The following is a 26629-nucleotide window of genomic DNA, read 5'->3' as shown; positions in this document are numbered from 1 at the left end:
TTTCCATGGTGAGAGCTGCCGTTCGAGCCGTAAGAGAGCTACATGCCGATTGGTGTGGTCACTAGAGGTGACGGCACCGCGGTGGCGGGCGTTCATCGGCGCTGTGTCGCTGTCTTGTAACAGCCGCGGCGGCCCCGTTCGGGGCCGGGCTAGCCCGCCAGGAAGGCGGCCAGCGCCGCCGCTGTCTCCTCGGGCGCTTCGACCTGCGGGTAGTGCCCCACGCCGGCCAGCACGGTGAAGGTGGCCCCGGGGCGCCGCTGCCGGAGGCGCGTGAGGACGTGGGCCCCGCTGACGGGGTCTTCGGGGCCCCAGACGAACAGGAGCGGGCCCTCGTACCGTTCGAGGGCGCCGGTCCAGCGCTGGAAGTGGGTACGGCGATCGTCGATGTAGCGGAGCAGGCGGGGCGCCAGATGGTGGCCCTTCTCGCGGGCCATGGACGTCCACATGTCGTGCAGCAGCTCGTCGGGGACGGGTCGGGCCAGGACGCTGCGCAGGTTCGCGGTGAACCTCTTCTCGTCGGTGAGACGGGCCAGGAGCGGACCGAGCCGGCTGTGCAGGAGCCGCTGCGCCGGGATCGGGCGGTGCAGGTCGGCGTAGAGGCCGCCGTTCAGCCAGGCGGCGCGGGTGATCCGGCCCGGTTCCCGGGCGAGCAGTTCCTGGGCGACCGAGACGCCGTAGTCGTGGGCGACCAGCGCGGTGGGGCCGGTGCCCTGATGTTTCCAGAGGGCCTCGACCAGGTCGGCCTGCTCGTGGATGGAGTAGCGGTGGTGGCGCGGCTTGTCGCTCTGTCCGAACCCGAGCAGGTCGAGGGTGGTCACCTGGCATCCGGCGTCGACCAGGCGCGGGACGGTCGTCGCCCAGTCGTGGGAGGAGGTGGGGAAGCCGTGCAGCAGTGTCACGGGACTGCCCGCACCGTCCCGGCGGACGAACAGGCGATGCCCGTTCAACTCCACCGTGGCACCGCCGGCGATCCAGTCGGCACGTTTCATCGGGGGTCTCCTATACCGTTGAGCAGGGCGGTCAGGCCGAAGTGGAACTCCTGGTCGCCGTCGGGGAGGTTGAGCGGCTCGGCCAGTTCCCGTACCAGCGGGAACTGCGGCAGCCCGGCGAACAGCTCTCGCATCGCGGTCCGCTCCTCGGTGCCGCGCGCGGCGCCCCCGGTGTCCAGCAGGGCGGTGCCGATGACGAAATGCGCGACCGTCAGGTAGATCTGGACGGCCTGCGACGGTGTCCAGCCGGCCCGGATCAGCAGGCCGAGCCCGATCTCCCGTCCCCGCAGGGCGTGGGGCCCGAGCAGCTGCCCCATCGTCAGCAGCGGGACGATCGCCGGATGCGCGAGCAGCACCCGCCGGAACTCCCAGGCGACCTGCTCCAGATCGGCCCGCCACCCGTGGCCGGTCTCCGGTGGTCGCACCGCGCCCAGCACATGGTCGAGGAGTTCCACCAGCAGTTCGTCCCTGCTGGCCACGTGCCGGTACAGCGAGGTGTGCCGCACCCCCATCTCCTGGGCGACTCTGCGCATGGTGAGTGCCGGGAGCCCTTCGGCGTCCACGATCTCCAGCGCCACCTGGGTGATCCGCGTCAGCTCGAGTCCACCGGCCCGCGGCCGCTGCCGTTCCCGTGCCGCGTACCGCTCCCGCCACCACGCCGCCGATCCCGCTTTCATGCGGCCACTATGCGTCCACTGGACGCATTAAGCAAGGACGCAGTCCTGCGGTCGGCGGCCTGGCCGGCGGTCCTGCCGCTCGGTTCAGGGCAGGTGGCGACGTACCGAGGTCCACCTCCCATGAACCGTCACCGTGGAATTCCTGTTCGCCGCGAGGGACGGCCAGCGGGCCAGCGCCGCCCCGGCCGGTCAGCCGCTCAGTGCCTCCGCCCGGCGGGCGAGTGCCGCGTTCATCGCGCCGAACTGCGGGAGCGTGTCGGACTTCAGCATGCCCTGGACGAAGGGGACGGCGACTCCGGTGAAGCGCTCGCTCTGCGTCAGACGGACGCGGCCGGGGCCGATCCGCTCGATGACGAAACGATGCTGTCCGTCGGCTATCCAGCCGGGTCCCATCTTCCCGAGCCAGCGCAGTTCCCTGCCCGGGACGGCCGCCTGCACCCGGGGGGTGAAGGTGGTGTCGCCGTGCGCGTCGTGCATGACGATGCGCAGGTGCGCGCCGTCGGTGAGGCGGCCACCGGACGACGTCACCCGCGCCGACGTCATGAACGGGTTCCACCGCGGATAGTCGGCGAAGTCCGTCAGGACCTGCCAGACCTCCTCGGGCGTCGCATCGATCTCGGCCGAGGCGGTCAGCCGGACCTGGTGCACATTGGCCCACACCGTGTATCCGGCGAGGAGTGCGGCCAGCGCGGACAGAGCCGTGAGCACCCGGCGGCGGCGCCGTCGGCCGGAGGACGGCCGCGGTGTCGTGGGCGCCGCGGGGGCGTCGGACGGGACGGTCGAGGTCGGCGTGCGTGTCATCGTGGGCCCTCTTTCGCTTCGGTGGTGCGAACAGGTGGCTGAGCGCGTGCGGCCGGTCAGGCGGTGACGCCGTCCAGGGCGCCGGCGACGAGGCGGTCGACGTAGGCGGCGTCGAGGGGACGGCCGGTGACGAGCAGCCGGTAGTACAGCGCGCCGGCGAGCTGGTCGAACAGCACCTCCGGGTCGGCGTCGGCACGCAACTCGCCCCGCTCCCTGGCCTGTTCGAGAAGCGTCAGCACCAGGGCGTTGCGGCGGTCGAACATGGCCTGGACGGCGGCGCCGACGTCGGCGTGCCGGGCGGCCGCGGCGGCGACTTCCGCGACCAGACCCGCGGACCTGTCCCCCGACGCGACCGGGCGGCCGACCTGGCGCATCCGGTTGAGTCCGTCGGTGATCGCGTTGAGGTAGTCCGTGAGATCCGCGCGTACGTCACCGCTGTACTCCACCGGCACGCTGTCCTGGATCCGCGCGACCACGGCGACGATCAGATGGCCCTTGGTGGGCCATCGCCGGTACAGCGTGGTCTTGGCCACCCCCGCGCGGGCCGCCACCTCGTCGACGGCGAACTGGTCGTATCCGCGGTCGAGCAGCAGTTCCAGGGCCGCGTCGATGATGCGCGTGTCCGCCTGCTCGTCGCGAGGACGGCCCCGCCGGGCTGCCGGTTCCATGACTCCCCTTTTCGCTACGACTGTTTCGTAAAGAGAGTAGGGCGGAGTCCCCTATTAACGCAACAGCAGTAGCGTTAATCGGTAAATCCCCTGGCGCGGCGGGCGGGAGGGGCGGAGACTCTTCCCATGGCGGACATGGGGGCGTTCCGGGACGCGGTCATCTCGTGGGCCACGGGCGGCCCCGGTGACCCCGCGCGCGAACTGGCCGCGCGGCTGCCCGTCCGGGCAGCGGTCCTGCTCGAAGGGCCGAGCGACGTCGCGGCGGTCGAAGCGCTGGCCGCGAGCCGCGGCCGGAACCTGGCGGCCGAGGGGGTGTGCGTCCTGCCGATCGGCGGAGCGATGAACATCGGGCGCTTCGCCCGTCTCCTCGGCCCGACCGGCCTGGACCTGCGCCTGACGGGACTGTGTGACGAGCGGGAGCGTCGGTACTACGCCCGCGGCCTGGACCGGGCAGGCGCGACTCAGCAGGGGTTCTTCGTCTGCGCGGCCGATTTGGAGGACGAGCTCATCCGCGCGCTGGGCGTCGCACGGGTGGAGGAACTGGTCCGGGCCGAGGGCGACCTGCGTGCCCTGCGGACCTTCCTGCGCCAGCCCGCACAACAGGGCCGCCCGTCCCCACAGCAGCTGCGGCGCTTCCTCGGCACGAAGAAGGGGCGCAAGATCCATTACGGCCGTGTCCTCGTCGAGGGACTCGACCCCGACCGCGTGCCCGCCCCGCTCGACGGCCTGCTGACAGGTCTCTGAACAGCTCTGACACGCCGCACTGGGCCGTACGGCCGAGTACCGGACGCCGCCCTGTCCGCCGTCGGACGGAAACGGCTGCACCGTCCGAGGGGACATCCCTGGCCACCCCGTAACCGCCGCGCCGACGGGGGCAACCTCTACACCGCTCCCCGCGCCACGGCGCCGCTGCCTTGGGCGCCGGGAGCATCCTGCGGACCCGGGACCTTCGAAGGAGCCATCACTTCATGTTCAGCCGCAAGTCGTCGGCACTCGTTGCGCAGGCACTGTGTGCCGGAGCCCTCGCGACGGTCGTCGCCACCGCCACTCCCGCATCGGCGCAGACCATCGTCCCGTGCAGCGCGAGCGCCCTGTCCACCGCCATCACCAACGCCAACATCGCCGGGGGTGGAACCCTGGTGCTGTCGCCGGGCTGCACCTACGGGCTCTCCGCCCCGTTGCCGGCCATCATCCGCCCGATCATCATCGACGCCCGGCACAGCACCATCCCCCACCGCCCCAACAGGCCTGTCCCACAGTATCGTTCCGCCCGGCACTCCCCGATCGTCCCCTGCCGCGGCACAACGCCCGCAACCCTCTCGCCCGGTGTCACCGCACGACCCCCACCCCCCCACTCCCCCCACTCCCCCCGCTCCCCCGCTCCCCTCATCCCAGGAGGCGACCCATGCGGCCATCCCCGTACAGAGCCCTGCGCGCAGCCCTTCCCGGCTTCCCGCGTCGAACCATCAGAGCGACGCTGGTCCTGGCCGTCACGGCCGGGCTCGCCACGGCGGTCCCAGCCGCCGCCTCCCAGGCCGCCGCCGCCAAGTCCACGAGCACGTACGTCACTTCGGCCGCGGCCGGTGCGGATCCCACGCCGGCCGGTACGGCGGCCAAGCCATACATGGGCTGGTCCAGCTGGAGCATGCAGTCGTCCCAGTATCCGGGCCTCAACCCGGACGGCAACTACAGCTACCTCACCGAGGCGAACGTCCTGAAGCAGACGGACGCCCTCGCCGCCAAGCTGAAGAACTACGGCTACGACCACGTCAACATCGACGCCGGATGGTGGATGGACAAGGACTGGACGTCCGAGTTCGACCAGTACGGCCGGCAGACGCCCGATCCCGTCCGCTTCCCCCACGGCATGAAGTCGGTCGCCGACCACATCCACGCCAAGGGCCTGAAGGCCGGCATCTATCTGCCCGTCGGGCTGGAGAAGGGGGCGTACGGCGGAGGCGGGACACCGATATCGGACGCACCCGGCTGCACCACCGCGGACATCGTCTACCCGGACCTGCGCACCACCAACGGCTGGGACAGCGCCTACAAGATCGACTTCGGCAACCCGTGCGCCCAGAAGTACATCGACTCACAGGCGCAGTTGCTCGCGGACTGGGGCTACGACTTCCTGAAGCTGGACGGCGTGGGTCCGGGCTCGTTCAAGTCCGGTGACAACTACGACAACGTCCCGGACGTGGCCGCATGGCACCGGGCCATCGCCGCCACGGGGCGTCCGATCCACCTCGAACTGTCCTGGTCGCTCGACATCGGGCACGCCGCCGACTGGAAGAAGTACTCCAACGGATGGCGCATCGACACGGACGTCGAGTGCTACTGCAACACGCTGGTCACCTGGGAGAACTCGGTCAACGACCGCTGGAACGACGCCCCCGCGTGGAGCCACGAGGCGGGCCCGGGCGGCTGGAACGACCTCGACGCCATCGATGTCGGCAACGGCGCGATGGACGGCCTCACCCCCGCCGAGCGGCAGAGCTACATGACCCTGTGGGCCATCAGCAAGTCGCCCCTGTTCACCGGTGACGACCTCACCCGACTGGACGGCTACGGCGTCTCCCTGCTGACCAACCGGGACGTCATCGCCGTCGACCAGAGCACTTCGCCCGTCGCACGCCCGGTCACCCCGCTGGGCGATCAGCAGGTCTGGGGAACCGGGAACTCCGACGGCACCTACACGGTCGCCCTGTTCAACCTCGGCGACGCGTCGGCCTCCGTCACCGCCGAGTGGGCTTCCTTCGGGTTCACCGGGGCCGCCTCGGTGCGCGACCTGTGGAACCACGAGGACCTCGGAACGCACAAGAACAGGATCACCGCGACGCTGCCCGCCCACGGCTCCCGGCTGTTCACCGTCAAGCCCGGTGGGACCCGGCTCGCGACCGCCCGCTACGAGGCCGAGTCCGCGGACAACACCCTGACCGGCAACGCCTCGGTCGCCGCCTGTGACTCCTGCTCCGGGGGCAAGAAGGTCGGCAACCTCTACCTCGACGGCAAGCTGCAGTTCAACGACGTCACGGTGAAGAAGGACGGCATCTACACGGTCGACGTCGCCTACGTCAGCGGCGATCCCCGCCAGGTCACCGTCTACTCCGGCAGCGGCCACGGCACCAGCCTCAAGTTCCCCTCCACGGGCGACTGGAACACGGTCGACACCGTCAGCGTCCAGCTGGCCCTGAAGTCGGGCTCCAACACCATCACGTTCGACAGCGGCTGGGACTACGCACCGGACATCGACGCGATCGACGTACCGAAGTCCGCCTGACCCGCCGTCGTATCCGTCGTCCCCGCATGCGCCGCGACCACACCGGGGACGACGACGCCGCGTTCGGCACCACCACGACCTCCTGGTACTACCTGGCGGGGCTGGACGTCGTGTCGCCGACCGCACGGGGCACCGTCGTCGCCTTCGGCGACTCCATCACGGACGGCTACCACTCCTCGACCGGCGCCTACACCCGGTGGCCCGACTTCCTCGGGCGCCGGCTGGGCGCCGGGCCCGGCCCGCAGAAGCTGAGCGTCGTCGACGCCGGTATCGGCGGCAACCGGGTCCTCACCGACGTACCGAACCTCTGGCAGGGGGTCAGCGCCCTGAAGCGCTTCGGGCACGACGCCCTCGGCCTCGCGGGCGTGAAGGACGTGATCCTCTTCGAGGGGATCAACGACATAGGCAACGACGCCGGGCCCGAGGGCCGGACCCTGACCGCGCAGGACCTCGCCGACGGCTACCGCACCCTGATCGCCGAGGCCCACGCGGCTCACGTCGACGTCATCGGCGCGCCCCTGATGCCCGTCCAGGGCAACGGCTACTACTCGCCCGCCGCCGAAGCCATCCGCCGGGACGTCACCGGTGGATCCGCACCAGCGGCGCCTTCGACGGCGTGATCGACTTCGACCGCACCATGCACGACCCCGCCCACCCGGCCGCCCTCGACCCGGCGTACGACTCGGGCGACCACATCCACCCCAACGACGCCGGGATGAAGGCGATGGCCGACGCGATCGACCTGCGGCTGCTGCGTACGTGAGGTTCCGGGGCGGGCCGGCCGGCTCGGGGCGACCGCGTTCCGGCCGGTCCGCGCCGGCCTCCGTCGGCTTTCCGCACGTCAGTTGGGGTTGTCCGCGTCGGTCAAGGTCTCCCCAGGCGACGAAGAGGTTGTCGGTGCCGGCCGGGCGGTTCCGCTCGGTCAGTGTCCGGGCGCCCCTGGATCCGGCTCGTCTCGGCGACGTGGGAGATGGCGGAGATGCCGTATCCCGTGTGCACGAAGTCGCGGCAGGTCTCCTGGGTGAGGCCGGTCACGAAGGTGGACTGGCCCTGCCAGTAGGAGAAGATCTTGTCCCGGGTGTTCAGGCTCTGGCTCGGTACGGTCCTCGGCAGGTCGCCGTCGGAGGAGAGGTAGACGTAGACGGCGGTGCGGGTGCGGAAATGCGGACTGTGCGCACCGAGATGCTCAACACGCGGCGCCGAACGGTCCACCCGGCTCGCGAAGTGCCGAACTTGTCCAGACACCTTTTCTCCACGAGCGGATCGATCGATGTTCGCCCGGACGGCACCGACGACCCCCTAAGGTCTGGCTGTCATGTACGCGTCCCGGCCGTCGCTCGCCCTCGCTCACCGCCACTCACCACCACTCTGCGGTCGGGAACCACCCCACTTCCACCAGGAGCGCACATGCTCTCGCGCCGTACGGCTACCGCCCTCACCTCCGCAGCGGCAACCCTGCTGCTCGGCCTCAACGGCTACGCGGCCCCCGCCGCGAGCGCGGGCACCGGCACCGGCACCGGCACCGGCACCGGCACCGATCTCACCGTCTTCGCCTGGAACGTCGATCTCGGCACCCCGATCGTCGACAGCACCCAGAACGAGAAGGCGGCCCAGCGCACCCCCACCATCGAGTCCGTCATCCGCAAGCACAGCGCGGACGTCGTGGTCCTGGACGAGGACTTCAACAACACCTCGACCGCCGACATCACCAGCAAGCTCGCCGACCTCTACCCGTACCGCACCCCGGTCGTCGGCCAGACCTGCTCCGGGGGCGCCTGGACCGGCATCAGCGGCGACTGTTCCAACTCGTGGTTCGTCATCAACGGCGGCACCATGATCCTCTCCAAGTATCCGATCACGGCCCAGTACGCCCACGTCTTCAGCAACTCCACCTACGGCACCTGGGACTACCACGCCAACAAGGGCGCGGCGCTGGTGCAGATCGACAAGGACGGCGTGCACAGCTGGGTCGTCGGCACCCATCTGCAGGCCGACGAGTCCGACACGTCCACGGACACCACGCAGTCCACCCGGCTCGCCCAGCTCGGGGAGATCCGCACCTGGGTGGACGGCATCGTCGGCTCGAACGGTCCGGTGCTGATCGGCGGAGACCTCAACGTCGAGTACTACGGCGGCCGGTCACGCGGCGACCTCGCCCACGCCCAGAGCGCGGTGAACGGCGTGCTCGGCAGCCCGGCCGACGACCCCGGCCAGACCCTGCGGACCATGGACTGCCCGGTGTCCGCGTGGTGCCAGTACATGTCCGGCGTCGAGACCTTCCCGAAGGACTACCGCGACGACCTCGACTACCTCGGCCACCTGAACGCGCCGGGCCGTCCCGTGCCGGCCGCGATGTCGGCCGTCAAGGTCGACTTCGACCCCCAGTCCGGGTGGACCACCGGCCAGATCGACACCAACGCTCCCAGCGACCACTACCCGGTCGAGGCGACGTTCCAGCTCAACTGATCGGGCCGTCGGCCTGACAGAACGTCAACTAACGTGCTGCGGGCGGAAGTCGAGCGCCTCCGCCCGTGAGCCGACTCTTACCCGAATCCCATAGTAATGTTCACGTAAAGCGATACGATCTTGGCATGGGCATTCTGATACCAGGATTCGCAGAGACAGTTGTCGGCGTGGTGACCTTCGCCGTGGTCTTCGCCTGCATGGCCAGGGTTCTCCTCCCGCGTATCAACAACGTCCTCGACGAACGGAGGGACGCCACCGAGGGCCAGGTGGAACGTGCCGAACAGTTGAGCAGGGAAGCCGGTGAAGTCCTGGCCAGGTATCGCGAGGAGATCGCCGCGGCCCGGCACGAGGCGGCCCGCCTGCGGCAGGAGGCTTTGGAGCAGGGCACGGAACTGATCGCCGGGATTCGCGCCGAGGGTCTCCGGGAGCGCGAGGCGATGGTGGTGGAGGCACAGGCACGGCTCGCGGCCGATCGGGCGATCGCGGAGACGGAACTGCGGGGAGACATCGTCTCGTTGGCCACGGAACTCGCCGGCCGGCTGGTCGGCGAACCCCTCGAAGGCGTCGCCGACAGCGAGGTCGTGGACCGCTTCTTCGCAGACCTCGATGCCCGGAGTGCGGCAGGCTCGCACTAGGGCCCGCGCGGGGCGAGTACGTACGCGGCACCGCCGTCGGCCGCACCGGAATCCATGCCCGCTGCCGGGCCGCCTGTCCGAACCCGGCCCGTCGGTCCGGTTGAGCCCCCGCGGCGTGCGTCGTCATGGCTTTCCCCCTGCCGGCAGGACAACGCAAGGTGAGGGCGGCCCGCCCAGGCGTCGCCTCCCGGCTTCGGCGCTCCTAAGGTGGAAGTCGCGGAGGTGACCGCGAGAACCAGGGACGCGGAGCGCCACGACGGGCCCGAGGCGCTTGCCGACGAGAACGCACGGCGGGTGCGCACCGCGTCACCGGGGCCTGTAGGCCCTCGGCCCGCCCTCCGACGAGGCGCGCGGCATGGCGGCGACCGGCCGCATCCGAGATGCGATCGTGAGGTGGAGCGATGAGCACGCACACGGACACGCACACGGACACGCAGACGGACACGCGCACGGAGACGGACTTCGACGTCGTGGTGCTGGGAGCGGGCCCCGGCGGCTACGTGGCGGCCATCCGCTGCGCACAGCTGGGACTGCGCACGGCCATCGTCGAGGCCCGGTTCTGGGGCGGTGTCTGCCTGAACATCGGGTGCATCCCGGCGAAGTCCCTGCTGCGCAACGCCGAGGTCGCCCAGTTGTTCCTGCACGACGCGGAGAAGTTCGGGGTGAAGATCAGCGGGGACGTCACCCTGGACTACCGGGCCGCCTACGAGCGGAGCCGGGCGGTGGCCGACGGACGCTCGAAGGGCGTCTCGTACCTCATGCGCAAGAACGAGATCACCCAGTTCGACGGCCAGGGCACCTTCCTCGATCCGCACACGCTGCACGTACGGAGGAGCCACGGGGAGGTCACGCTCTCCTTCCGCTCCTGCGTCATCGCGACCGGTGCGACCGTGAAACTGCTGCCCGGGACGACACTGGGCCGGCGCGTGGTCACCTACGAGGAGCAGATCCTCGCCGACAGCCTTCCGGGCAGCCTGATCATCGCCGGGGCCGGGGCCATCGGCGTCGAGTTCGCCTACCTGCTGCGGTCCTACGGCGTGGAGGTCACGCTGGTCGAGTTCCTCGACCGGATCGCGCCCCTGGAGGACGAGGAGGTCTCGGCCGAGCTCACCAAGCGCTTCAAGCGGCAGGGCATCCGCGTGCTGACCTCGGCGCGCGTGCGCTCCGTCGAGGAGACCGGGGACAGCGTCCGCGTTGTCGTCGAGCAGGGGGGCGGACAGCAGGTCCTGGAGGCGGAGAAGGTGCTGCAGGCGACGGGCTTCCAGCCACGGACCGGCGGCTACGGGCTGGCCAGTACCGGCGTCCGGCTCACCGAACGGGGCGCCATCGACGTGGACGGGCACTGCCGCACCAGCCGGCCGCACATCTACGCGATCGGCGACGTCACGGCCAAGCTGATGCTGGCCCACGCCGCCGAGGCGATGGGCGTCGTCGCGGCCGAGAGCATCGCCGGGGTGGAGACGATGGAGCTGGACTACCGCATGATCGCGCGCGCCACGTTCTGCCGGCCTCAGATCGCGAGCTTCGGCTGGACCGAGGCCGAGGCCCGCGCCCAGGGCTTCGACGTCCGCGTGGCGAAGTTCCCCTTCACGGCCAACGCCAAGGCCCACGGCCTCGGTGACACCGTCGGGTTCGTGAAGCTCGTCGGCGACGGCCGCCACGGCGAACTGCTGGGCGCCCACCTGATCGGTCCGGACGTCACCGAGCTGCTGCCGGAGCTGACGCTGGCGCAGCAGTGGGACCTGACGGTGAACGAGCTGAGCAGGAACGTGCACGCGCATCCGACGCTCAGCGAGGCGGTGCAGGACGCGCTGCACGGCCTCGCCGGCCACATGATCAATCTCTGACGCGCGCCGAGGCACCGGGGCGGGTGTAGGCCTGTCCCGGCACGAGCGACCCGTGCTCGCCCGTGCAGACGACGACGGCCTCCACCGGTGCGCCGCAGTCGCGGTGACGCACCTCCAGGGGCGGTCCCTCGGGGTCCGCGGTGTACCGGTCGCCCCACTGTTTGAGCGCGATCATCACGGGCCACAGGTCCCAGCCCTTGCGGGTGAGCCGGTACTCGTGGCGCGTGCGGTGGCCCGGCTCGCGGTACGGGACGGTCTCCAGGACCTCGGCGGCGACGAGTTTGCGCAGCCGGTCCGCCAGCACCGCCTCGGACAGGCCCACGTGCCCGCGGAAGTCGTCGAAGCGGCGCACGCCGTTCATGGCGTCCCGCAACACCAGCAGCGACCACTTCTCGCCGATGAGCTCGAGGGTGCGCTGCACCGTGCAGTTCTCGGTGCTGGTCTCCAGCCACGTCATGCGGCCATCGTAGGCTGGCTTCGGCATTGACAGCCAGAGGCGCGCCGGGCTAGCTTCAATTTCAGAAGCCAGTGAAGGGAAGAGAAGCCGATGACGAGGTCACGCACGGTCGAGTGGCAGGATCCGGGCATCTCCGCGGCCGCCGTCGGCCAGGAGAGCGGTCTGGACTTCCTGCGGAGCGTGCTGAGCGGGCGCCTGCCCGCCGCGCCGATCGCCGCGACCCTCGGCTTCACCCTGGAGCAGGTCGAGTTCGGCCGCGCGGTCTTCGTCCTGGAGCCGGGAGAGCAGCACTACAACCCCATCGGCAGCGTCCACGGCGGCGTCTACGCCACCCTCCTCGACTCGGCCGCGGGCTGCGCCGTGCAGTCCGTGCTGCCGGCGGGGACGGGGTACACCTCGCTCGACCTGAGCGTGAAGTTCCTGCGCCCGGTCACCGTCGACACCGGCAAGGTCCGTGCCGTCGGCAGCGTCCTCAGCCAGGGCCGCCGCACCGCCCTGGCCGAGGCGCACCTGCTCGACTCCGAGGAGCGCCTGCTCGCCCACGCCACCAGCAGCTGCATGCTCTTCCCGGTTCCGGCGAGCCAGTAGTGCTTCGTTAGGTTCTGTTTCTGCTGGTCGGCAGGGGGCGGCCACGAAACCGCGGTGCGCGGCCCGGTCCGGCGCGGTGCTCGGTGCGGGCTTCGCGAGGAGTCGGGACGGCTAGGGTTCTACGGTGCCGACGTACAGCATTGGCCAGGCCGCGCGCCTGTTGCGAGTGAGTCCGGAGACCGCGCGCCGGTGGGCGGACGCGGGCCGGCTGCCGATGGGGCGGGACGGCTCGGGGAACCGGGTGATCGACGGTGCGGGACTGGCGCGGTTCGTGCGCGAGCGGGCCGTCGAGGGTGAGCGGGGCGGGGCGGCCGGGCCGCCGACCTCCGTGCGCAACGCCCTCACCGGAATCGTCACGGACCTGACGATGGACGAGGTCGTGGCCCGGGTGGAGGTCCAGGCCGGTCCGCACCGGGTCGTGTCCCTGGTGACCCGGGAGGCGGTGGACGCACTCGCCCTGGCGGTCGGGGTCACGGTCATCGCGCGGGTGAAGTCGACGAGCGTGGACGTCGAGCGGCCGTGACCGCCTGGGGGCCGTCGGCGCCGCTCGGGCCGCTCGGATCGGTCCGGCACAGCACGGCCGCCCACAGGTCGAGGCGGTCCCGCAGGCGGGACAGGTCGCGGCCGGTGAAGTGCTCGATCCGCTGGATCCGGTAGTGCACCGTGTTGACGTGCAGATGCAGTGCCTCGGCCGTGCGGGCCCAGGAGCCGTCGTGGGCGAGGAAGACCTCCAGGGTGTTCAGCAGCGCGGCGTGGGAGGCGTTCGCCGTGTCGAACAGCGGCCCGAGGACGGTGCGGCTGAAGACGGTGCGGACCTCGGCCGGGATGCCGGTGAGCAGCGTGTCCAGAGTGGTCAGGTGCGCGGCGTCCGTCAGGGACGAGGTGTCCGGCCAGGTGTCCCGTGCGGAGGTCAGGGCGTAGCGGGCCTCGGCCAGGGCTCCGGGGAGCCCGTTCGTCCCGGTGGCCGGTGAGGCGAGTCCGGCGTGCAGCAGGACGTCCGGCCGGCAGGCGGCCACCAGGGGCCAGGTCTGCGCCAGCGCGGCGGCGGCGCCCTCGGGGACCACCGCGAACGCGGTTCCGTCGGGCAGGCGCCCCACGGCGGAGAACGCCGGGGTGGTGTGCGCGACCGCTTCCGTCAGCGCTCCCACGGCCAGGCCGTCATGCCGTGCGCCGGTGTCCGCCACGGCCACGCGGTACGGCCCCTCGGCCGGCAGACCGCAGGCCCGCACCGCGGTGGCCAGGTCACCGGCATCGGGGGCGGTGAGCAGTCTGCCGAGTTCGCCCGCCGTCCGGTGGGCGGCCGCCCGGCGGCGGGTCAGTGCCTCCTGGCAGCGGCCGAGGACCGTGGTGATCTCGTGCAGCAGGCGCGGCGGGGCGGCAGCGGCGTCCGGCAGGTGCAGCCACCAGCGTTCGTAGGGGGTGACCGCGTCGGCCTCCACGGCCACGGTCGCGCCGCTGTCACCCCCGGTCAGGGCCGCGGCCTCGCGTGCCGTGAGCGGGTCGGCGCCCGGCGTGGCCGCGACGGTCCGGCCGGCGGGGGTCAGGACGTAGGCGCGGGCCGCGTCGAGGTGCGCGAACGCCGCGGCGAGGACCGGGGCCGGGTCGGCGTCCTGCGCGACGAGCCGGTTCAGCCGGCCGCGCACGTGCTCGGGCAGCGCGTGGTGGCGGCTGAGGTCGCCCCACTGCCGCAGGTACACGGTGTCCGTGATGGCGCGGAACATCACGTGGGCGGGCACGCCGGCGACCGGGACCGCGTGCCGTACGCACGCCTCGACCAGGTCCTCGGGCACCGATCCGTGGGTCTCCTCACCGGCGAGCAGTGCGGCGGCGCCCGCGTGCCTCAGCCCGGCGACGAAGCGTTCGGCCTTGTCCCGGCCCCCGTCCGCGCTCCACCAGACGAGTCCGCTGAGCACGACCTCGCCGGGCCGGACGAAGCGGGCGGGGTCCTCCAAGTCGGTGACGGTCACACCACTGATCTCGCGCCTGAGCAGCGCGTCCTCGGCCCAGAGCAGACGCAGGCCGAGGGACTCGTCCTGAAGAAGATGTTCGACGTGCATGGGTTCAGGCTCCTCTTACGGCTGCCGGGTCACGGTGCCTGACACCCGGCATCTCACATTCACCAGGTGCCTGCGAGTGATCGCATCGTAAGTGCCAGAGCAGAGGAGCGGTATGCCTCTTGGTTGATTCACCAAGTACCGGCGTCGGCCGGCCGTTGTTTCCGTGCTGTGAACCAGTCGTCCTGGCCGGTTCTCGTTGCTTCACTGACGGTCATGGACCTGAAAACGGTGGTGGAGATCCGGGACGCACGGGACCCGGCGCCCTGGCGGCCGGGCGACGGCTGGCTCGGCGGCGGCACGTATCTGTTCTCGGAGCCACAGCCGCATCTGCGCCGCCTGGTGGACCTGAGCCGTACGGGCTGGACCCCTGTGCAGCGGCACCCGGACGGCTCGCTGGAGATCGCGGCCACCTGCACCATCGCCGAGCTGTCCGCGTTCGCGAAGGAGCTGGCGGCCGAGGCGGCGCCGCTGTTCGAGCAGTGCTGCCGGGCGTTCCTCGCCTCGTTCAAGATCTGGAACATGGCCACGGTCGGCGGGAATCTGGGCAACGGTCTGCCGGCCGGCCCCATGATCTCCCTCACGGCCGGTCTCGACGGGGAGTGCCTGCTGATCGCCCAGAACGGCGCCCGGCGCCGGGTCCGGGTCGTCGACTTCATCACCGGGGCGGGCCGCAAGGTCCTGGCCGACGGCGAGTTGATCCGGTCGGTGTACCTTCCGGCCCGCGCTCTGAACTGCCGTACGGCGTTCCGGCAGGCCTCGCTGTACGGCCTCGGCCGGTCCGGTGTGCTGGTCATCGGGACCCTGGACCCGTTGGACGGCTCCCTCGCCCTCACCATCACCGCCTCGACGGTCCGGCCGTTCCGGCTCTGGTTCCCCCTGCCGCCCACCGCCGAGGCGCTGCGGTCGGCGATCGGGGCGGCCGTCGCCGACGACGAGTGGTTCGACGACATCCACGGGCTGCCCGAATGGCGGCGGCACATGACGTTCCGTTACGCGGAGGAGATCCGCCGGGAGCTGGCTCAGCAGGAGGCACGATGAGGGTCGAGGTCAACGGACGGTCCCACGAGGAGGAGCCCCGCTCCGGCCAGTGTCTGCGCACCTACCTGCGCGAACGCGGCTGGTTCGGCGTGAAGAAGGGCTGTGACCAGGGCGACTGCGGCGCCTGCACCGTCCACGTCGACGGCAGGCCGGTCCACAGCTGCATCTACCCGGCCTTCCGCGCCGACGGCCACCGCGTCACCACGGTCGAGGGCCTGGCCTCGCCGGAGGGCGACCTCCATCCCGTCCAGCAGAAGTTCCTCGACGCACAGGGCTTCCAGTGCGGCTTCTGCACGGCCGGGTTCCTGATGACCACGGCCGCCCTGGACGAGGACAAGCTGGGCGACCTGCCCCGCGCGTTCAAGGGCAACCTGTGCCGGTGCACCGGCTACCGGGCCATCGAGGACGCCGTACGCGGGGTGAAGAACACCGAGGAGCCGGCGCCCGGCGAGTCCGTGGGCCGCAGCCTGCCCGCCCCGGCCGGACCGCAGGTGGTCACCGGCACCGCCCGCTACACCTTCGACGTCGAGGTGGAGGGCATGCTGCACATGAAGCTGCTGCGCTCCCCGCACCCCCATGCCCGGATCGTCGCGATCGACACCTCCGCCGCCCTGCGCGTGCCCGGCGTCCACGCCGTGTTCACCCACCACGACGCTCCGGAGCGGCACTTCTCCACGGCCCGCCACGAGCATCCCGAGGAGGACCCGGACGACACCCGCGTCCTGGACGACACGGTCCGCCACATCGGCCAGCGCGTCGCTGCCGTCGTCGCCGACAGTGAGGGCGCCGCCGAGGAGGGCTGCCGGCGGATCGAGGTGACGTACGAGGTGCTGCCCGCCGTCCTCGACCCCGAGGAGGCCATGCGGCCGGGCGCGCCCGTCGTCCACGACAAGGACGCGAAGACCCACCGGATCTCCCGCCCCGAGAACAACGTGGTCGGTGAGGCGCACGGCGAGATCGGCGACATCGAGGCCGGCTTCGCCGAGGCCGACGCCGTCTACGAGGACACGTACCGCACCCAGCGGGGGCAGCACGCCAGCCTGGAGACGCACGGAGCCGTCGCCTGGTTCGACGAGGACGGCCGGCTCACCGTGCGCACCAGCTCCCAGACGCCGTTCCTCACCCGTCGCGCCCTGTGCGCGCTGTACGACCTGCCGCTGGAGCAGGTGCGGGTGGTGGCGGGCCGGGTCGGCGGCGGGTTCGGCGGCAAGCAGGAGATGCTCGTCGAGGACATCGTCGCCCTCGCCGTGCTGAAGCTGCGCCGCCCGGTGAAGCTGGAGTACACGCGCGCCGAGCAGTTCTACGGCGCCACCACCCGGCACCCGTTCACCATCCATGTGAAGGCGGGCGCCCGCCGCGACGGCGTCCTCACCGCGCTCCAGCTGCGGGTCGTCGCCAACACGGGCGCGTACGGCAATCACGGACCGGCTGTGATGTTCCACAGCGTCGGCGAGTCCATGGCGATCTACCGCGCCCCGAACAAGAAGGTCGACGCCTACTCGGTGTACACGCACACCGTCCCGGCGGGCGCCTTCCGCGGCTACGGCCTGGGCCAGGTGATGTTCGCCGTCGAGTCCGCCTTCGACGAACTGGCCCGGCAACTGGACCTGGACCCGCTGGAGTTCAAGGCCCGCAACGTCATCGGCGCCGACGAGCCGATGGTCACCCCGGGCGGTCACGAGGAGGACCTGCACATCGCGAGCTACGGCCTCGACCAGTGCATCGGCATCGTCCGCCGGGCCCAGGCGGAGACCGGTGCCGGCCTGCCCGCCCCGGATGGCTGGCTGGTCGGGGAGGGAGCCGCCCTCGCGATGATCGCCACCGGCCCGCCGGGTGGCCACATCGCCGACGCCAAGGCCACCCTGCTGCCCGACGGCACCTACGATCTGGCCGTCGGCACCGCGGAGTTCGGCAACGGCACCACCACCGTGCACCGCCAGATCGCCGCCGGTGAACTCGCCACCACCGTCGACCGGATCACCATCCGCCAGTCCGACACCGACGTCGTGCGCCACGACACCGGCGCCTTCGCCTCCACCGGCACCGTCGTCGCGGGCAAGGCCACCCTGCGCGCCTCCCGCGCCCTCGCCGACCTGCTCCTCGACTTCGCCGCCGCCCACTTGCGCGTCCCGCGCGCGGACTGCCGGCTCGCCGAGGAGGCCGTGCTGCATCCCGGTGGGCGCCTGACGCTCAAGGACCTGTACGCGGCCGCCCGTGCGGTCGGAGTGGAGGCCACCGCGGACGGCACCTTCGGCGGCACCCCGCGCTCGGTCGCCTTCAACGCCCAGTGGTTCAAGGTGGCGGTCGATCCGGGCACAGGCGAGATCCGCATCCTGCGCAGCGTGCACGCCGCCGACGCGGGCAAGGTGATGAACCCGATGCAGTGCCGTGGCCAGGTCGAGGGCGGGGTCGCCCAGGCCCTCGGCTCCACGCTCTTCGAGAACGTCCGCATCGACGCGCGCGGTGAGGTCGAGACGGCCGCCTTCCGCCGCTACCGGCTCCCGCAGTACGCCGACGTCCCCCGCACCGAGGTCCACTTCATGGAGACCGCGGACGCCATCGGCCCCCTGGGCGCCAAGTCGATGAGCGAGAGCCCCTTCAACCCGGTCGCCCCCGCCTTCGCCAACGCCCTGCGCGACGCGACCGGCATCCGCTTCACCGAACTGCCCTTCACGCGCGACCGGGTCTGGCTGGCGCTGCACGAAGCGGGCGTCACCGATCGCAGTGCCGGCGGCTCCGCGTGCTGAGGCGAACGGGGGACGCTCGCGGCAGGCCCAGGACGTGCGCCGCCGGCCGGTGATCACGGCGCGTACGCTCCTGCGCATGGTCGAGCATCGGATGGTGGACACGGGCGGCGTTCGGCTGCACATCGCCGAGCAGGGCACGGGCCCGCTCGTCGTCCTCCTGCACGGTTTCCCCGAGTCATGGCACTCCTGGCAGCGCCAGTTCGGCCCGCTGGCCGAGGCGGGCTTCCGGGTGGTCGCCCCCGACCAGCGGGGGTACGGACGCAGCGACCATCCCGAAGCCGTCGACGCGTACACCATCTTCCACCTGGTCGGCGATGTCGTCGGACTGATCCGGGCCCTGGGCGAGGAGAGGGCGTACGTCGTCGGGCACGACTGGGGCGCGCCGGTCGCCTGGCACACCGCCCTGCTGCGTCCGGACCTGGTGCTCGGGGTGGCCGGTCTGAGCGTGCCGCCCCCGTTCCGGGGTGCACAGCCGCCGCTGATCGCCATGCAGGAGCGGTTCGGCGGCCGCTTCTACTGGAACTACTTCAACCGCCCCGGTGTCGCCGACGCCGAGTTCGCGCGGGACACCCGCACCGCACTGCGCAAGTTCTTCTACTGGGCTTCCGGTGACGCTCCCGACGCCGGCGAGGACAGGCAGCCCCTGGTCGACCCCGAGCGCGGCTGGGTCTCGGCGATGCCGGATCCCGGGGTGCTGCCGGAGTGGTTCGGCGAGGACGACCTGGACGCGCTCACCGAGAGCTTCTCCCAGGGTTTCACCGGGGCTCTCAACTGGTACCGCAACCTCGACCGCAACTGGGAACTGACCGCGCCGTGGCACGGCGCCGTCGTCACCTCGCCCGCGCTCTACATCTACGGCGACCGCGACCTGGTCCCGGCCTTCCCCGGCACACCCGAACTCATCGAGAAGCTGCCCGCCCTGATGCCGGGCCTGCGGCGCGCACCTCTCAAGCTGCCGGGCTGCGGGCACTGGACCCAGCAGGAGCGCCCGGACGAGGTGAACGCGGCGCTCATCGAGTTCTTCCGGACCTGTCCCTGAAGCGGCCCCGGTCCGTGAGGCGGCCCCGGTCCGTGAGGCGGCCCCGGTCCGTGAGGCGGCCCCGGTCCGTGAGGCGGCCCCGGTTCCTGAGGCAGCGCCGAAAGCCCATTGTCGCCACCTCCAACATCACATGCCGCACTCACCAAGCGATTTGTGGTTTCTGCTGAGCATCTGCCAGGAGATTGTCGAAGAACCGCCGCAGATGCAGGATGGTCATGACGGTGAGGGGCCGACGGGCGTCCCTCGCCCTGTTCCTGCTCACGAGGCGAGGCGAGCCCATGACCACACGCACCCGGGACGGCAGCGCCGGCGACGTCGACTACGGTGCCGTCGGCTCCGGCTACTCCTCCTACCGCCGGCCGGACGAACGGATCGCCCGGTTCGTCGCCGAGGCGCTGGGCGACGCCCCGAGCGTGCTCAACGTCGGCGCGGGCTCCGGGTCGTACGAGAGCGCGGCGGGTGCGGTGACGGCGGTCGAGCCCTCGGAGTCGATGCGCGCCCGGCGGCCGGCGCGGCTCGCCCGCGCGATCGACGCCGTGGCCGAGGATCTGCCCTTCGACGACGGCGAGTTCGACGCCGCGATGACGCTGTTCAGCGTGCACCAGTGGTCCGACGTCCGGGCCGGGCTGCGCGAGATGCGGCGCGTGACCCGGGGGCCCGTGGTCATCCTGACCTGCGATCCCGCCCTCGTACGGGACTTCTGGCTGTACCGGTACGCGCCCGAGGCACTGGACATCGAGTCCCGCCGCTACCCGCCCGTCGAGGCGCTGGCCGCGGCCCTGGGCGGCAGCTGCACCGTCCGGACCGTGCCCATCCCCCAGGACTGCACGGACGGGTTCAACGAGGCGTACTACGGCCGCCCCGAGATGCTGCTCGACCCGGCCGCCCGCCAGGCGTGTTCGGCCTGGAGCTTCGTCGACGACCAGGTCCGCGAGCGCTTCGACCGGACCCTGCGTCACGACCTGCGGACCGGGTCCTGGGACGCGGAGTTCGGCCACCTGCGCGCACAGCCGACGTACGAGGGCTCGCTGGTGATCGTGCGCGCCACCCCATGAGTGAGCCCGCAGAAGCAGCAGAAGAAGGGGAACGCACGATGGCGGCACCCGACCGCATGGACGAGCGGCTGAGGTCCTTGGGGCTGGCGGAGGCACAGCGGACGGCCCAGGCCCTGTTCGCCGAAGCCGTCGCGCACGGCCTGCTCGCACCGGGCGGCACCGACCGCGAGGCCGGCGACCGGATCGGGGACCTGGCACGGCGGGTGTTCGCCGCGGCTCCGCGGCGCCCCGGGCGGATCGTCCGCTCCGGGCCCCACACGCTGCTCCCGTGCGGACAGGAGCCACCGGACCGCGTGATCGGCGGAAACGACCTCGTGGTCGCCGACTTCGGCCCGCTGCTCGCCGGGTACGAGACGGACTTCGCCCGCACCCTCGCGCTCGGCGACGACCCGGACAAGCACCGTCTCGTCGCGGACCTGCCGAAGCTGTGCGCCGCCGCCCGCGAGGCGTTCCACGCCGACCCCGGCCTCACGGGCGGCCGACTGCACGCCGAGACCCAGGCCCTCGCCGCGAAGGCGGGCTGGACGCTGGGCGGCCGGCACGTCGGCCGGCTGGCCGGTGCGGCACCGGCCGCCGACCCGTCCGGCGCCCGGGCGGATTCGTTCCTCTGCCCGGACAACGACCAGCCGCTGCGGCGCACCGTGCGAGGAGGGTGGCGGGCCCACTGGATCCTGGAGGTCCACCTGGTCGACGAGCACCGGGGCTTCGCCGGTTCGCACAAGGAGCTGCTGAACCCGGCGTGAGGCCCGGTGGCATCCGCACCCCGGTGCCGTGAGATCCAGGCGCGCGGCCCGATGACACCCCTGTGCTACGTAGCGGCCCCCGACCTCGACGCGCGCTACCGCACCCCGGACGGCTGGGTCCGCACCGGCGACCGCTGCCGCCTGGACGCACAGGGTCGGCTCCATGTGCTCGGGCGCCTCAGGCAGATCGTCGTGCGCGGCGGCTACAACATCAGCCCCGCCGAGGTGGAACAGGCGCTCACCGCCCGGCGTCGCGGGCCGTTAGGGTCAACTCAGGCACCGCAGGTACCAGTTGCAACGGGAGGACTCTCATGGCTGCCGCCGACGACACCCATGGAAAGCTGATCGCCCTGCTCGACGAGCACGGGGCCGCCTACCGGGTGATCGAGCACGCCCCCGAGGGCGGCACCGAGGCCGTCAGTGCGCTTCGCGGCCACGAACCGGCGCAGGCGGCCAAGTGCATCGTCGTGATGGTGAAGATCGGCAAGAAGGAGAAGCGCTTCGCGCTGGTGGTCGTACCCGGGGACAAGCGGGTCGACCTCGCGGCCGTGAAGGCGCTGTACGGCGGCACCTACGCCTCGTTCGCCTCCCCCGACACCGCCGAGGAGCTGGCGGGCTCCGCGAGCGGCACCATTTTGCCCTTCTCCTTCGACGAGCGCCTGGAGCTGTTCGTGGACCCGGGCCTCCTCGTCCATCCCGAGTTCTACTTCAACGCGGCCCGGCTCGACCGCTCGATCGCCCTGGCCGTCGAGGACTACCGGAGCATCGCCGAGCCGCGTGTCGAGCGAGTGGCGTCCGGCTGACGGCGTCGGGGGCACGACGGTGCCGGCGGCTCAGCGGACGCCCGTCCTCGCGACGGTGTGCAGTTGCTCCAGGGCGTCCATCACCAGGGTGCGGCGATGCCAGCCCAGCCAGCTGCCCGCCGCCCGGCCCGTCTCCTCCGCGGCCTTCCGCTGGGCCTGGGTGAGGCCCTTCAGCGGGCGAGAGTGGTGGGTGGAGATCATGCCGGCCAGTCCGCCGCTCGCGGTCAGCAGCGGCACGCTGTGACAGGCGCGGCTGCCCGCCTCGAGGATCGCTCGCCGCGACTCCTCGTCGAAGACCGGCGCGGACTCCACGTCCGCGACGGTTACCTGGCTGCGGTGCACGGCGGCCTGGGCGCAGGCAGTGGTCGACTGGTCGACGAAGGCGAAGAAGTCCGTGAAACCGCGGTTCAGCCCCACGTGTCCGTCCATGCGCAGCAGCCCGCCCTCCGCGAGCTGGACGTCGCCCATGTCCGTGCCGGTGATGGTCAGCATCCGGTGGAGTGCGGCCTTGATCACAGCCCCCTGCTGACCGCGGCCGTGCGCGGTCAGGTCGAGGCCGTCGAGGCGGGGCGGTGCGTGCCGGGCTCGGCCGGGGAACCAGGAGGCGGCGCCGGGAGCGGGGGGCGCGCTGCGGACCACCGCGTCGGCCAGCGTGTGCAACTTGATGTTGCGGGACTGCGACACCTGCCGCAGCAGCGTGAACGCTTCCTCCGCCGACGCGAGGGAGTACCGCTTGCGCAGTACCGTCTGCGCCGCGGTGACCGTCCCCCGCGCGATGCGGCGGTTGCGCGCCCCGACCGTTTCCGGCTCGCCCGCGCCCCCGTCGGACGTGGCGCGGCCGTCGCTTACGGACGTCTGGACATCGTGGGCTTCCATGTGCACCTGCTCCTCACCCGGACACCCTCCACAGATCTTGCGGGCAGTCGTCCTCGCTCTCATGGCGCCCCTACCCAGGGCCCCTGTGCCCACACCGAACGTGATCCGCCCGACACGCTTACCTCTTATGTAGTCGCGCCCTGGGCGCCCCGGCGGCAGAATCATGGTCATCTAGAGCCGACCCGCCGGAAGGATGCCATGTCCGCCTACGTCATAGGCCACTTGAAGGAAGCCGCTCCGCACCCGGAGATCGCCGAGTACATCGCACGCGTCACCTCGACCTTCGAGCCGTACGGCGGGCGGTTCCTCGTGCACGCCGCGCAGCACGAGGTGAAGGAGGGCAGCTGGCCGGGGCACGTCGTCGTCATCGGCTTCCCCTCGGTCGCCCAGGCGCGGGCCTGGTGGGACTCGGACGTCTACCAGGAGCTCGCGCCCCTGCGTTCGCGTCACATCGAGGGCGACATCATCCTGGTGCCGGGAGTGAGCGAGGACTACGACGCGACGGCGACCGCGAAGGCGATGCAGGAGGCCCTCCAGGCGGACGCCGGGCACGACCGGACGCCGTAGCGCCGGGCGCGGTCACGGGCCGCCTTCCCTGGCATGGTCGCGCCCCGCTCCCGATGATCCCGGGGCGGGGCGCTGTCGTGCGGGGCGGGTTCACCGGACGGCGATGACGTTGGTGGCCTTCGCTCCGACGACCTCGAAGACGACCCGCTCACCCTCGCGGACGGTCTGCGTCTCCATGCCGGAGAACGGGCGCCTCTCGCCGTCCTCGTCGGCGATGATGCCCACGCCGTCCACCCTGTTGTAGAAGGCGATCCTTCCGAGAGGCATCGTCATTCCCTCCGTGGGTTGGTCATGCAGCCGCTGATCTCCCCCGGTGAGCAGAGCATCACGCAAAGTGTTCGGCGGACGGAAGGGCGTGTCAGCGCGTCGGCCAGGGTTTGACCGGATTTGACTTCCTCCCCGCCCTGAAGGACGGGGATTCCCCTCGTTAGGGGTTTCGGCCGGTTGCCCGGCTTACGGGTTCCTGCTTCACGGACTGGCTGGCGCCGAGGTCTCCACAGGCTGAGGCGGTCTGCCCGGCCGCCTTGATGTTCTTCGCCGCGTTCAGGTCCGCGTGATCGGTGTTGCCGCATCCGGGGTTCTTGCACACGAAGACCGATTGGCTCTCTCGGTTTCCTTCGGCGACGAACCCGCAGGCGTGGCAGCGCTGCGACGTGTACGCGGGGTTGACCTTCACCACACGCGTGCCCGTGTACCGGGCCGTACTGGTGAGGGCGAGTTCTAGCCGGTGCCATCCCTTGTCGAGGATCGACCGGTTCAGGCCCCGTTTCTGCGCGACGTTCCGGCCGGGCTCGGTAAGAGTGCCGGCGGAAGACGCGGACATGTTCTTGGTCTTGAGGTCTTCGAGGACGACCAGGGCGTTCTTACTCACCAGGTGCGCGGCGGTCTGGGCACAGAAGTCTGCACGCCGGTCCGTGGCCCGGCGCGTGATCCGGGTCATGGCATCACGGGTCTTGCGCTGGTTGGCGCTCCCCTTCTGCTGCCGTGACAGCTTCTGCTGCAAGCGCCGGTAGCGGGCGGCCTCGCCGGGGCGGATGAACTCGCGGTCGAAGAACTCGCCGTCGGAGGTGACGGCCGCGGCCTTCACGCCCCGGTCGATACCGACCGCTGTGGACGGCGTGGCGTGCTGCTCGGGCGTGGCGGCCTGGTCGTCCACCAGGAACGACACCAACCACCGGCCCTTCTTGCGGGACACGGTGGCCGATCGGATCTCACCACCGAGCGGGCGGGACCAGCGGAAGCGGACCCAGCCCAGCTTCGGGAGTTTCACCCGCCCCCACTTGCGGCCCAGACGCTCCACCTCGATTTGCTTGGCGTCGGGGAACCGGAACGACGGAGACCAACGCGCCTTGGACCGCCACCGCACCTTGGATGTGCCATGCTCCCGGCACGCCCGGTCCAGGTCCTTGAGCGTCTGCTGAAGGATGTGTGACGGGGCGGCCTTCAACCACTCGTGCTCGCGCTTGGCGTCGGCCAGCTCGGCGCACTGCGGGGCATAGTTTATCCACCCACCACGCCGCCGGTACTGCCTGCGCTGATCGAGGCCGGTGTTCCACACGGACCGGCAGATGTTCCCGAACTCCTGGCATTGTTCGGCCTGCATATCGTTCAACTCCAGCCGATACCTGCGGCCTGACAACACGGGCACACCCCCTTCCGACCTTGCGGTGAACCTAGCGCACGCCACTGACAGCCAAGCGAACTCCGCCGGTGCGCGGCTCCGGCCCGAGGATGAGTTAACCCCACCCTGAAGGACGGGGCTTGCGCTCAAGAGATCCGGTCAGTGGGGTTTCCGGCGGCGGGAAGCGTCCACGGGACCGGCCCGCCCGGCCGTCCGGGCGGCGCCGCCTCAGAACACCGCCCGCACCTCTCCCACCTCAAGTCCCCCGCCCAGCACCGGCGTACGGCCGATCCGGTCCACCACCGGCTCCGTCACGCCGAGCAGGCGCAGTGCCCGGGACAGGACCGGTCCGACTGCGCGGACGGCGCCGTCGTCGACTTTGAGGGCCAGGGCGCGGCCGTCGGGCAGGGCGAGGGCCTGGACCGCTTCGGCGCCCACCTTCGACAAGGCGCCCGGGATCTCCCGCATGAGCCAGGTGTCGTGCCGGCGGGTGCCGGCGACGTACTCGGGGTGGGCGCGCATGGCGTCGGCGACGCGGCGCTGGGGCGTGCCGGGCGCGGCGAGGACGAAGGCACGGTAGGCGCGGGCGAGTCCGGTCAGGCTGATCGCCATCAGCGGCGCGCCGCAGCCGTCGGTGCCGACGGCGGTCACCGGCTCTCCCGCGGTCTCCTCCACCACCGTGCGGATGAGCCGCTGCAGCGGATGGTCGGGGTCGAGGTAGGTCTCCAGCGGCCAGTCCCGGCGTGCGGCGGCGGCCAGCATCGCCGTGTGCTTGCCCGAGCAGTTCATCGCCACCCGGTCGCGCCGCCCGCCGGCCGCCAGGTAGGCCTCCTGCTCCTCCTGGTCCAGCGGGAGGGCGGGCGGGCACCGCAGGTGGTCCGGGCGCAGTCCGTGCTCGTCGAGCATCGCGCGCACGAGGTCGCGGTGGAAGGGCTCGCCGGAGTGGCTCGCCGCCGCCAGGGCCAGCCGTTGGCCCGCCAGGTCGAGACCGGCCCGCAGCATGCCGGCCGCCTGCATCGGCTTGTTGGAGGAGCGCGGGAAGACAGGTGACGTCACGTCACCGACGGCCAGCTCCACCGAACCGTCCGCGGCGAGCAGCACCACCCCGCCCCGGTGCCGCCCCTCGACGAATCCGGACCGGACCACCTCGGCGAGGACCGGGTTGACGGCGGTGGCGGCGGTTCGGGGCTCGGGCATCGGCGGTGACCTCACGGCGACGAGGGACGGGTTTCCCCGCCACGCTATCGGGAGCGGTTTCCGCAGGAACGCGCGGGGCTGCCGTCCCCGCGCCACCGCTCACATCATGTCCGGCCGCCCGAAGTCCGTTCCCGTGGAGTGGGATTCGGCGCGTGCGCCGCTGCCCCCATCAGGGGGCCTGACTCCATTCCCCCGCACCACACTTGCTCGGCATCGGCGTGACCTCACGTCACAGAGCGAGCGGACCCGCGTTCGTCTCCCTGAAGCCGCAGGCGTCGAGGGAGAAGGGCCGCAGGTGTTCCTCGGAGTCGACATGCACCCATGCGCACGCCACGGCGCGGGCGTTCTCGGCCGCGGCGACGACGAGCCCGGCGCCGCCGCCCCGGCCGAATCCCGAGGCGTGGAGGACGGCGAAATCAAACACTGGTCCTGAGGTACGCCTCCGGGTCGTCCAGCGAGGCGAGCCGGTGCCCGTGCC

General features: G+C 71.4%; 26 protein-coding genes and 3 pseudogenes. 17 read left to right on the top strand and 12 right to left on the bottom strand.

The window, feature by feature from the left end:
• Nucleotides 1-149: 149 nt before the first annotated feature.
• From AB0N17_RS34570 to AB0N17_RS34555, 4 genes are all read right to left on the bottom strand, one after another.
• Complete coding sequence (locus AB0N17_RS34570) at nt 150-989, bottom strand: alpha/beta hydrolase (RefSeq protein ID WP_366015576.1); 840 nt, start codon at nt 987-989, stop codon at nt 150-152.
• Nucleotides 986-1666: a TetR/AcrR family transcriptional regulator C-terminal domain-containing protein gene (locus tag AB0N17_RS34565; RefSeq protein ID WP_366015575.1), complete on the bottom strand. Its 681-nt coding sequence runs from the start codon at nt 1664-1666 to the stop codon at nt 986-988. Before AB0N17_RS34565 ends, AB0N17_RS34570 begins: the two co-directional genes overlap by 4 nt.
• 189 nt (nt 1667-1855) lie before the next feature.
• Complete coding sequence (locus tag AB0N17_RS34560) at nt 1856-2467, bottom strand: SRPBCC domain-containing protein (protein ID WP_366015574.1); 612 nt, start codon at nt 2465-2467, stop codon at nt 1856-1858.
• Nucleotides 2468-2523: 56 nt separating this feature from the next.
• A complete protein-coding gene (locus AB0N17_RS34555; RefSeq protein ID WP_366015573.1) occupies nt 2524-3135 on the bottom strand; it encodes a TetR/AcrR family transcriptional regulator in 612 nt (203 codons plus the stop codon).
• 126 nt (nt 3136-3261) lie between these two features.
• Between AB0N17_RS34555 and AB0N17_RS34550 the strand changes: the two genes are divergently transcribed.
• From AB0N17_RS34550 to AB0N17_RS34535, 4 genes are all read left to right on the top strand, one after another.
• Complete coding sequence (locus AB0N17_RS34550) at nt 3262-3879, top strand: TOPRIM nucleotidyl transferase/hydrolase domain-containing protein (RefSeq protein WP_366015572.1); 618 nt, start codon at nt 3262-3264, stop codon at nt 3877-3879.
• 661 nt (nt 3880-4540) lie between these two features.
• Nucleotides 4541-6415: a carbohydrate-binding protein gene (locus AB0N17_RS34545; RefSeq protein ID WP_366015571.1), complete on the top strand. Its 1875-nt coding sequence runs from the start codon at nt 4541-4543 to the stop codon at nt 6413-6415.
• Between the two features lie 26 nt (nt 6416-6441).
• Nucleotides 6442-7035 (top strand): GDSL-type esterase/lipase family protein, encoded by a 594-nt coding sequence (locus AB0N17_RS34540; RefSeq protein WP_366015569.1) that lies wholly within the window; start codon nt 6442-6444, stop codon nt 7033-7035.
• The gene (locus AB0N17_RS34535) at nt 7032-7178 is read left to right on the top strand and encodes a hypothetical protein (RefSeq protein WP_366015568.1); all 147 of its coding nucleotides are present in this window, start codon (nt 7032-7034) and stop codon (nt 7176-7178) included. Before AB0N17_RS34540 ends, AB0N17_RS34535 begins: the two co-directional genes overlap by 4 nt.
• A 78-nt stretch (nt 7179-7256) precedes the next feature.
• Here AB0N17_RS34535 and AB0N17_RS34530 read toward each other — a convergent pair.
• Nucleotides 7257-7576, bottom strand: a pseudogene (locus AB0N17_RS34530) (hypothetical protein); the annotation flags it as partial.
• A 246-nt stretch (nt 7577-7822) separates the two neighbouring features.
• Between AB0N17_RS34530 and AB0N17_RS34525 the strand changes: the two are divergent.
• The 3 genes from AB0N17_RS34525 (at nt 7823) to lpdA (ending at nt 11363) form a co-directional block, all read left to right on the top strand.
• Nucleotides 7823-8881, top strand: a complete 1059-nt coding sequence (locus AB0N17_RS34525) for a sphingomyelin phosphodiesterase (RefSeq protein ID WP_366015566.1) — start codon at nt 7823-7825, stop codon at nt 8879-8881.
• Between the two features lie 167 nt (nt 8882-9048).
• On the top strand, nt 9049-9516 hold the full coding sequence (locus tag AB0N17_RS34520) for a F0F1 ATP synthase subunit B (RefSeq protein ID WP_366015565.1): 468 nt from the start codon (nt 9049-9051) through the stop codon (nt 9514-9516).
• A gap of 401 nt (nt 9517-9917) precedes the next feature.
• A complete protein-coding gene (lpdA, locus tag AB0N17_RS34515; RefSeq protein ID WP_366015564.1) occupies nt 9918-11363 on the top strand; it encodes a dihydrolipoyl dehydrogenase in 1446 nt (481 codons plus the stop codon).
• Here lpdA and AB0N17_RS34510 read toward each other — a convergent pair.
• On the bottom strand, nt 11353-11820 hold the full coding sequence (locus AB0N17_RS34510) for a helix-turn-helix domain-containing protein (protein WP_366015563.1): 468 nt from the start codon (nt 11818-11820) through the stop codon (nt 11353-11355). The two genes, lpdA and AB0N17_RS34510, sit on opposite strands and share 11 nt — an antisense overlap.
• 90 nt (nt 11821-11910) lie before the next feature.
• On the opposite strand from AB0N17_RS34510, the gene AB0N17_RS34505 reads away from it, so the two are divergent.
• Both AB0N17_RS34505 and AB0N17_RS34500 read left to right on the top strand, forming a co-directional pair.
• A complete protein-coding gene (locus AB0N17_RS34505; RefSeq protein ID WP_366015562.1) occupies nt 11911-12408 on the top strand; it encodes a PaaI family thioesterase in 498 nt (165 codons plus the stop codon).
• Nucleotides 12409-12532: 124 nt separating this feature from the next.
• Nucleotides 12533-12931 (top strand): TOBE domain-containing protein, encoded by a 399-nt coding sequence (locus tag AB0N17_RS34500; RefSeq protein ID WP_366015561.1) that lies wholly within the window; start codon nt 12533-12535, stop codon nt 12929-12931.
• On the opposite strand, the gene AB0N17_RS34495 is transcribed toward AB0N17_RS34500, so the two are convergent.
• Nucleotides 12885-14465, bottom strand: a complete 1581-nt coding sequence (locus tag AB0N17_RS34495; RefSeq protein ID WP_366015559.1) for a helix-turn-helix domain-containing protein — start codon at nt 14463-14465, stop codon at nt 12885-12887. The two genes, AB0N17_RS34500 and AB0N17_RS34495, sit on opposite strands and share 47 nt — an antisense overlap.
• Nucleotides 14466-14678: 213 nt before the next feature.
• Between AB0N17_RS34495 and AB0N17_RS34490 the strand changes: the two genes are divergently transcribed.
• The 7 genes and pseudogenes from AB0N17_RS34490 (at nt 14679) to AB0N17_RS34460 (ending at nt 21890) form a co-directional block, all read left to right on the top strand.
• Nucleotides 14679-15503: an FAD binding domain-containing protein gene (locus tag AB0N17_RS34490; RefSeq protein WP_366015558.1), complete on the top strand. Its 825-nt coding sequence runs from the start codon at nt 14679-14681 to the stop codon at nt 15501-15503.
• Nucleotides 15500-18250, top strand: a complete 2751-nt coding sequence (locus tag AB0N17_RS34485; RefSeq protein ID WP_366015557.1) for a molybdopterin cofactor-binding domain-containing protein — start codon at nt 15500-15502, stop codon at nt 18248-18250. Before AB0N17_RS34490 ends, AB0N17_RS34485 begins: the two co-directional genes overlap by 4 nt.
• A gap of 76 nt (nt 18251-18326) precedes the next feature.
• Nucleotides 18327-19289, top strand: coding sequence for an alpha/beta hydrolase (locus AB0N17_RS34480; protein WP_366015556.1), 963 nt, complete (start codon nt 18327-18329; stop codon nt 19287-19289).
• Between the two features lie 278 nt (nt 19290-19567).
• Entirely contained in the window at nt 19568-20344 is a 777-nt protein-coding gene (locus AB0N17_RS34475; RefSeq protein WP_366015555.1) for a class I SAM-dependent methyltransferase, read from the top strand.
• A 38-nt stretch (nt 20345-20382) separates the two neighbouring features.
• Complete coding sequence (locus AB0N17_RS34470; protein WP_366015554.1) at nt 20383-21087, top strand: M24 family metallopeptidase; 705 nt, start codon at nt 20383-20385, stop codon at nt 21085-21087.
• A gap of 30 nt (nt 21088-21117) precedes the next feature.
• Nucleotides 21118-21327 (top strand): annotated as a pseudogene (locus AB0N17_RS34465) (long-chain fatty acid--CoA ligase); the annotation flags it as partial.
• A gap of 71 nt (nt 21328-21398) precedes the next feature.
• Nucleotides 21399-21890 (top strand): YbaK/EbsC family protein, encoded by a 492-nt coding sequence (locus AB0N17_RS34460; RefSeq protein ID WP_366015553.1) that lies wholly within the window; start codon nt 21399-21401, stop codon nt 21888-21890.
• Between the two features lie 30 nt (nt 21891-21920).
• Here the strand turns inward: AB0N17_RS34460 and AB0N17_RS34455 are convergent, their stop codons facing one another.
• Entirely contained in the window at nt 21921-22766 is an 846-nt protein-coding gene (locus AB0N17_RS34455; protein WP_366015552.1) for an ANTAR domain-containing protein, read from the bottom strand.
• Nucleotides 22767-22964: 198 nt separating this feature from the next.
• Between AB0N17_RS34455 and AB0N17_RS34450 the strand changes: the two genes are divergently transcribed.
• The gene (locus tag AB0N17_RS34450; RefSeq protein WP_366015551.1) at nt 22965-23333 is read left to right on the top strand and encodes a DUF1330 domain-containing protein; all 369 of its coding nucleotides are present in this window, start codon (nt 22965-22967) and stop codon (nt 23331-23333) included.
• A gap of 90 nt (nt 23334-23423) precedes the next feature.
• Here AB0N17_RS34450 and AB0N17_RS34445 read toward each other — a convergent pair whose 3' ends face one another.
• From AB0N17_RS34445 to AB0N17_RS34430, 4 genes and pseudogenes are all read right to left on the bottom strand, one after another.
• On the bottom strand, nt 23424-23600 hold the full coding sequence (locus tag AB0N17_RS34445; protein WP_366015550.1) for a hypothetical protein: 177 nt from the start codon (nt 23598-23600) through the stop codon (nt 23424-23426).
• A 160-nt stretch (nt 23601-23760) separates the two neighbouring features.
• Nucleotides 23761-24975, bottom strand: a complete 1215-nt coding sequence (locus AB0N17_RS34440; protein WP_366015549.1) for a transposase — start codon at nt 24973-24975, stop codon at nt 23761-23763.
• Nucleotides 24976-25182: 207 nt separating this feature from the next.
• Complete coding sequence (locus tag AB0N17_RS34435; protein WP_366015548.1) at nt 25183-26151, bottom strand: asparaginase; 969 nt, start codon at nt 26149-26151, stop codon at nt 25183-25185.
• Nucleotides 26152-26380: 229 nt separating this feature from the next.
• Nucleotides 26381-26536 (bottom strand): annotated as a pseudogene (locus AB0N17_RS34430) (GNAT family N-acetyltransferase); the annotation flags it as partial.
• Nucleotides 26537-26629: the final 93 nt, after the last annotated feature.

The sequence above is a fragment of the Streptomyces sp. NPDC051133 genome, from assembly GCF_040682635.1.
In the GTDB taxonomy this organism is placed as follows: domain Bacteria; phylum Actinomycetota; class Actinomycetes; order Streptomycetales; family Streptomycetaceae; genus Streptomyces.
Note: the sequence above shows the minus strand (reverse complement) of the source record. Positions and strands in the feature narration are given on the sequence as shown.

Coding starts and splice junctions, on each gene's coding strand:
- AB0N17_RS34565 (WP_366015575.1), bottom strand. CDS start 1,666: ATGAAAGCGGGATCGGCGGCGTGGTGGCGGGAGCGGTACGCGGCACGG.
- AB0N17_RS34570 (WP_366015576.1), bottom strand. CDS start 989: ATGAAACGTGCCGACTGGATCGCCGGCGGTGCCACGGTGGAGTTGAAC.
- AB0N17_RS34505 (WP_366015562.1), top strand. CDS start 11,911: ATGACGAGGTCACGCACGGTCGAGTGGCAGGATCCGGGCATCTCCGCG.
- AB0N17_RS34555 (WP_366015573.1), bottom strand. CDS start 3,135: ATGGAACCGGCAGCCCGGCGGGGCCGTCCTCGCGACGAGCAGGCGGAC.
- AB0N17_RS34470 (WP_366015554.1), top strand. CDS start 20,383: ATGGCGGCACCCGACCGCATGGACGAGCGGCTGAGGTCCTTGGGGCTG.
- AB0N17_RS34540 (WP_366015569.1), top strand. CDS start 6,442: ATGCGCCGCGACCACACCGGGGACGACGACGCCGCGTTCGGCACCACC.
- AB0N17_RS34445 (WP_366015550.1), bottom strand. CDS start 23,600: ATGCCTCTCGGAAGGATCGCCTTCTACAACAGGGTGGACGGCGTGGGC.
- AB0N17_RS34485 (WP_366015557.1), top strand. CDS start 15,500: ATGAGGGTCGAGGTCAACGGACGGTCCCACGAGGAGGAGCCCCGCTCC.
- AB0N17_RS34545 (WP_366015571.1), top strand. CDS start 4,541: ATGCGGCCATCCCCGTACAGAGCCCTGCGCGCAGCCCTTCCCGGCTTC.
- lpdA (WP_366015564.1), top strand. CDS start 9,918: ATGAGCACGCACACGGACACGCACACGGACACGCAGACGGACACGCGC.
- AB0N17_RS34435 (WP_366015548.1), bottom strand. CDS start 26,151: ATGCCCGAGCCCCGAACCGCCGCCACCGCCGTCAACCCGGTCCTCGCC.
- AB0N17_RS34490 (WP_366015558.1), top strand. CDS start 14,679: ATGGACCTGAAAACGGTGGTGGAGATCCGGGACGCACGGGACCCGGCG.
- AB0N17_RS34460 (WP_366015553.1), top strand. CDS start 21,399: ATGGCTGCCGCCGACGACACCCATGGAAAGCTGATCGCCCTGCTCGAC.
- AB0N17_RS34455 (WP_366015552.1), bottom strand. CDS start 22,766: ATGGAAGCCCACGATGTCCAGACGTCCGTAAGCGACGGCCGCGCCACG.
- AB0N17_RS34560 (WP_366015574.1), bottom strand. CDS start 2,467: ATGACACGCACGCCGACCTCGACCGTCCCGTCCGACGCCCCCGCGGCG.
- AB0N17_RS34475 (WP_366015555.1), top strand. CDS start 19,568: ATGACCACACGCACCCGGGACGGCAGCGCCGGCGACGTCGACTACGGT.
- AB0N17_RS34510 (WP_366015563.1), bottom strand. CDS start 11,820: ATGACGTGGCTGGAGACCAGCACCGAGAACTGCACGGTGCAGCGCACC.
- AB0N17_RS34550 (WP_366015572.1), top strand. CDS start 3,262: ATGGCGGACATGGGGGCGTTCCGGGACGCGGTCATCTCGTGGGCCACG.
- AB0N17_RS34450 (WP_366015551.1), top strand. CDS start 22,965: ATGTCCGCCTACGTCATAGGCCACTTGAAGGAAGCCGCTCCGCACCCG.
- AB0N17_RS34495 (WP_366015559.1), bottom strand. CDS start 14,465: ATGCACGTCGAACATCTTCTTCAGGACGAGTCCCTCGGCCTGCGTCTG.
- AB0N17_RS34480 (WP_366015556.1), top strand. CDS start 18,327: ATGGTCGAGCATCGGATGGTGGACACGGGCGGCGTTCGGCTGCACATC.
- AB0N17_RS34525 (WP_366015566.1), top strand. CDS start 7,823: ATGCTCTCGCGCCGTACGGCTACCGCCCTCACCTCCGCAGCGGCAACC.